This is a genomic window from Methylobacterium sp. WL120 (genome assembly GCF_008039465.1).
Classification (GTDB): Bacteria; Pseudomonadota; Alphaproteobacteria; order Rhizobiales; family Beijerinckiaceae; genus Methylobacterium; species Methylobacterium cerastii.
The window spans coordinates 1-4908 of sequence record NZ_VRUT01000241.1; the positions used below are offsets into that span (position 1 = coordinate 1).

Genomic DNA, 4908 nt, shown 5'->3' on the forward strand with positions numbered 1-4908 from the left:
GGCCTCGAGGCGCCGGCCGTCGTCGCGACCTCGACGCTGACCGGCGCCGGCCTGCCCGCCCTGTCCGAGGCGCTGGCGGCCCTCCTCGACGCGGCTCCGCCGCGGGCCGACGACGGCTTCCCCTACCTGCCGGTGGACCGGGTGTTCTCGCGGGCGGGCTTCGGCACGGTGGTCACCGGCACGCTCCGGCGCGGGCGCCTCTCCGTCGGCGACGCGGTCGCGATCGTGCCGGGCGGCGCCACGGCGACGGTGCGCGGCCTGCAGATCCACGGCCGCGCCGTGACGACGGCCGAGCCCGGCCGGCGGACGGCGGTGGCCCTGCGCGGCGTCGGCCTGTCCGACATCGCCCGGGGGCAGGCGCTCGCGCCGCCGGACCTCCTGGCGTCGTCGCGCTGGCTCGACGTTTCGCTCATCGCGAGCCCGGGCGGCGACCCGCTTCCCGGAGGCACGGCCCTGCGGCTGCTGTTCGGCACCAGCGAGGTCGGCGCGCGCCTGCGCCTCCTCGACCGCGACGCGCTGGAGCCCGGCGCGACGGCGCCGGCGCAGCTCCACCTCGACGCCGCCGTCACCGTGCCGGCGCGCGAGCCGTTCATCCTGCGCCGCGATTCGCCCGCGACCACGGTGGCCGGCGGGCGGGTGCTCGATCCCGACAGCCGCCGCCGCAAACGCCACGACCCCCGCGTGCTCGCCGACCTCGCGGCGCTTGCCGAAGGCGGGCCGGCCGAGGCTCTGGCGATCCGCCTCGCGCAAGCGGGGGCTGCCGGCGCCGCCTTGGGCGACCTCGCCCGCGTCGGCGGCGCGGCGCCCGACCGGGTGCGGGCGCTGCTGCCGTCGCTCGGCGCCCGCGAGGTCGGCGAGCGCATCCTCGGCGGACCCGCCTTCGCGAGCCTTCGCGACGCGATCCTGGCGGTGCTGGACGGGCACCATCGCGACCAGCCGATGGAGCACGGCCTGCCGGCCGAGCGGATCGTCAGGGCGCTCGGACTCGCCGAGCCGGTGGCCGCCGCGGCGCTGCGCGACCTCGTCGCCACCGGCGACGTCGCATCAGGGGGCACTCAGGGCGCCGCCCTCTTCCGCCGCGCAGGGTTCAACCCGGCCCGCAACGAGAGCGAGGTCGCCCGGCGCCTCGAGGCCCTGTTCCGCCACGCCGGCCTCACGCCGCCCGACGAGGCGGAGGCGGTCGGGCGCGACGTGCGCCGCCGCGAGGCGCTGACCTACCTCGTCGGCGCCGGCACGGTGATCCGCGCTGTCGACCGGGTGCAGCGCCGCGCCGTGCTGTTCCACAAGGCGGCGGTGGAGGAGGCGCGGGCCAAGCTCCGCGCCACCTTCCCCGAGGCGACCGGCCCCGAATCCGGCTTCCTGGCCCGCGAGGCCGGAGCGGCGCTCGGGATCTCGCGAAAGTTCTCGATCCCGCTGCTGGAGCACCTCGACGCCACCGGCTTCACCCGCCGGGCCGGCGACCGGCGGGTGATCGTCGGGTAGGCCCTCGCCGGGGCTTGGCCGTCTCGGCGGGCGATCGGAAGCGGCCGCGCCGCGGCGGGTCCGGCGATCGCGTCGGCGAGGGAGGCGGTGTCCTGGGCGATGCCGGAGGAGCGGACCGAGCCCCGGTCCAGAGCAGGAGCATGCCGACGACGGAGAGGTCGTCCACGGCAGCGACGCGGTGCTGGTGCACCGGCCGCCGCGCGGTCGAGGCCGGTTCCGCCGGACCGCTCCGCGAGCCGCCGGTGCGGCGTCGCGTGCCGGAACTCGCATGCCCCGGCTGCCATTCCGCTCCTATCCCGAGGCCGCGCGACCGCGCGCCGCCTGCCGCTCACGCTTCTCCGGATAGACCTTCATGCAGCTTCTTCGACGCGACCTCGCCGCGGCCGCCATCCTCCTCCTCGGGACCGTCTCCGGCCATGCCCAAGGCAAGCCCCTTACCCAAGGCAAGCCCCTGCCCGCGCCGTCGAGCTCCGTGATGCCGCCGGTCGAGCTGACGATCACCGCCGAGAACGGCAAGCCGGTCTGCGCCCCGGCGGAGCTGCGCCTGCCCGCTAACACCGACGTCGCCCTGCACGTGGTCAGCCACGCCGACACGCCGGTGACGATCACCGCGGACGGCCTGTTCGAGAACGGCCACGTGCTCCACGCCGACGGCGACCTCGTGCACGTCGCCAGCGAGAAGGGCTACCTGGTCAAGCGCGACGGCCAGGGCACCCTGCGCGTGCGGACGCTCGAGGCCGGAAACCACGACTTCGCCTGCACCAGCACCGCCAACAAGAACGCGCCGTTCGTGGGCAAGCTCGTGCTCACGCCGCCGGCGAACTGACCGAGTCGGGCGGCAGGGCGCGGGCGGGCGGAGACGGCATCACCGGAATTCAGCCTTAATTTTGCGTTACGAATTCAATCGGAATTCAACAGGTGTTGCAGACGGGACCTTTCGATCGGTCCCGCAGGGTCGTATTCGATCCCTGCTAGCCCGAACGCTCCGATGGTGCCCGTGCCGAACACCGTGTCCGCCCGCCGCGTCACGAAACCCCTGCGGGGCTTGATTCGCGGCGTCGCGCTGCTCACCGGGCTGTTCGTCCTGCCGAGCGCGGTGCTCGCCTACGCCGACCTCCTCCCGGCTCCGTTCGATTTCGGCTTCCACGACGCGGGCGCCGAGATCGACCTGCCGCACGTCGCCCGGCAGATCGCCATCGGCGCGCCGCTGCGCATCGTCGCCTTCGGCTCGTCCTCCACCGAGGGCATCGGCGCCAGCACGCCGGCCAACGCCTACCCCGCCCGCCTGCAGGCGGACCTGCGCGCCGCCCTGCCGAGCGTCGCCGCCAGCATCACGGTGCTGAACCGCGGCATCGGCGGCGAGCACGTCGACGACATGCTGCGCCGCCTCGACCGCGACGTGATCGCCGCCGAGCCGCAGCTCGTGATCTGGCAGACCGGCAGCAACGACCCCCTGCGCGGCGTGTCCATCGAGCATTTCCGCGAGGCGACGGTGAGCGCCGTGCGCCGCATGCAGGAGGCCGGCATCGACGTGGTTCTGATGGAGCCGCAATGGTGCCCGAAGCTCGACGCCACCCCCGGCTCCGACCGCTTCCGCGACGCCGTGCGCGAGATCGGCGACGAACTCGACGTGCCGGTGATCCGCCGCGCCGACCTGATGCGCGGCTGGATCCGCGACGGCAAGCTGACCCACAACCAGCTCTTCTCCGCCGACGGCCTCCACATGGCCGACCGCGGCTACGCGATGCTCGCCAAGGCGGCAGCCGCCGCGATCATCGAGGATGCCGGCCGCGTCCAGGTCACCGAGGCGGTCGCCGAGTAGCGGCGGAGCTTCAGCGCTTCGGGTCGCCGCCCGGCCTGCCGACCCGATCCCATTGCGCCTTCGCCTCGGCCGCCGGCTTCGTCAGTAGCACCTTTCCGTCCACCGTGCCGATCCACGCGATCGGGATGACGTGAGGCCGCCCGCCGGCATCCCGGTCGGTCCCGGCCAGGACGATGGTCCCGTCCTCGACCGTGTCGACCGTGCCCACATGCGCCCCGTCCGCGCCGACCACCTCCATGTGCGCGGTGACGCGGGCGGCTCCCGCCACCGGCGTGGTCTGCGCGAAGGCCGCGGGCGCGAGCAGGATCGCCGCGGCAGAAGCCAAGGCTCGGCAGGCGGCGGCTCGGCAGGCGGCGGTTCGGCGAGGGGAGGCCTGTAAACGGTCCCGCATGGGCGATCTCCTTCGATGCGTCGCGGTCGGCGTCCCTCCCAACCGCCCGCGCCCCGGCGCGTTTCCCCGTTCCCGCGCCGGCCGCGGCAGCCCCTGGCTCGCGGCTTGCCCGTGGGCCTTCGTGTCGAGGGCCGTTCCCGGCTAAAGCCCTTGGCGAGTGCCCGGACACGGGTTCGTCGCCGAAGCCTGTCATGAGGCGCGGCTACCGGCAGGACGCCGCAGGAACGAGGTGGGAATGGACGGGCCGGAACGTATCGCGATCCTCGGCGTGCCGACCGAGGTCGGCACCAGCGAGCCCGGCTCCGTGATGGGCCCGGCCGCCCTGCGCACCGCCGGCCTCGTCCGCACCCTGCGCGACCTCGGCCACGCGGTGGCCGACCACGGCGACGTGGTGCCCGACGGGCCGGCCGACGCCGTCGGCAGGCCGGCCGTCGCCGCCTGGACCCGCGCGCTCGCCCGGCGGGTCGAGGCCGCGCTCTATGCGGGCGACTTGCCCGTGGTCCTCGGCGGCGACCACAGCCTGTCGCTCGGGACCGTGGAGGGGGCGATGCGCCACTGCGCGCGGACCGGCCGGCCGCTTTTCGTGCTCTGGCTCGACGCGCATGCCGACTTCAACACCCCCGAGACCTCGCCGTCGGGGAACCTGCACGGCATGCCCCTGGCGGCGCTCTGCGGCGAGCCCGGCTTGTCCGACCTGTTCGCCGACCCCGGCCGCCCCGCCCTCGACCCGACCCGCGTCCACCTGTTCGGCCTGCGCTCGATCGATGCCGGCGAGCGGGCGCTCGTGGCCGCGCGGAACGTCGAGGTCACCGACATGCGCCACATCGACGAGTTCGGCGTGGTGGCGCCGCTCCGGCGCAGCTTGGAGCGGGTCGCGGCGGCCTCGGGCCACCTGCATGTCAGCTTCGACATCGACTTCCTCGATCCCGGCCTCGCGCCGGCCGTCGGCACCACGGTGCCCGGCGGGGCGACGTTCCGCGAGGCGCACCTGATCATGGAAATGCTGCACGATTCCGGCCTCGTCGGCTCGCTCGACGTGGTCGAGCTCAACCCGTTCCTGGACGAGCGCGGCCGCAGCGCCCGCGTGCTGGTGGAACTGGTCGCCAGCCTGTTCGGCCGCCGCATCCTCGACCGCCCGACCCCGCCGATCGCCGCGGTGCCGGCGCCCGCGACGCGCGGATGAGCGAGGGCCAGGCCCGACCCGACCCTGCGG

5 protein-coding genes are annotated in these 4908 nt (G+C 75.0%); 4 read left to right on the plus strand and 1 reads right to left on the minus strand.

The genetic code is table 11. From position 1 onward, the window contains the following. The 3 genes from FV229_RS25240 to FV229_RS25250 all read left to right on the plus strand — a co-directional run. The coding region (locus FV229_RS25240) for a SelB C-terminal domain-containing protein (RefSeq protein WP_147754560.1) at positions 1-1482 on the plus strand (1482 nt) is incomplete at its 5' end. Between the two features lie 352 nt (positions 1483-1834). Continuing rightward, positions 1835-2308 carry an anaerobic typically selenocysteine-containing protein gene (locus FV229_RS25245; RefSeq protein WP_147754561.1) on the plus strand — a complete coding sequence of 158 codons (474 nt, stop codon included), beginning with the start codon at positions 1835-1837 and terminating at the stop codon, positions 2306-2308. A 210-nt stretch (positions 2309-2518) separates the two neighbouring features. Beyond that, entirely contained in the window at positions 2519-3304 is a 786-nt protein-coding gene (locus FV229_RS25250; RefSeq protein WP_238272316.1) for a GDSL-type esterase/lipase family protein, read from the plus strand. Between the two features lie 10 nt (positions 3305-3314). Here FV229_RS25250 and FV229_RS28325 read toward each other — a convergent pair whose 3' ends face one another. Beyond that, on the minus strand, positions 3315-3695 hold the full coding sequence (locus FV229_RS28325; protein ID WP_246688339.1) for a DUF2171 domain-containing protein: 381 nt from the start codon (positions 3693-3695) through the stop codon (positions 3315-3317). A gap of 235 nt (positions 3696-3930) precedes the next feature. Between FV229_RS28325 and rocF the strand changes: the two genes are divergently transcribed. Next, a complete protein-coding gene (gene rocF / locus FV229_RS25260; RefSeq protein WP_147754563.1) occupies positions 3931-4878 on the plus strand; it encodes an arginase in 948 nt (315 codons plus the stop codon). The last annotated feature ends 30 nt before the right edge of the window (positions 4879-4908 follow it).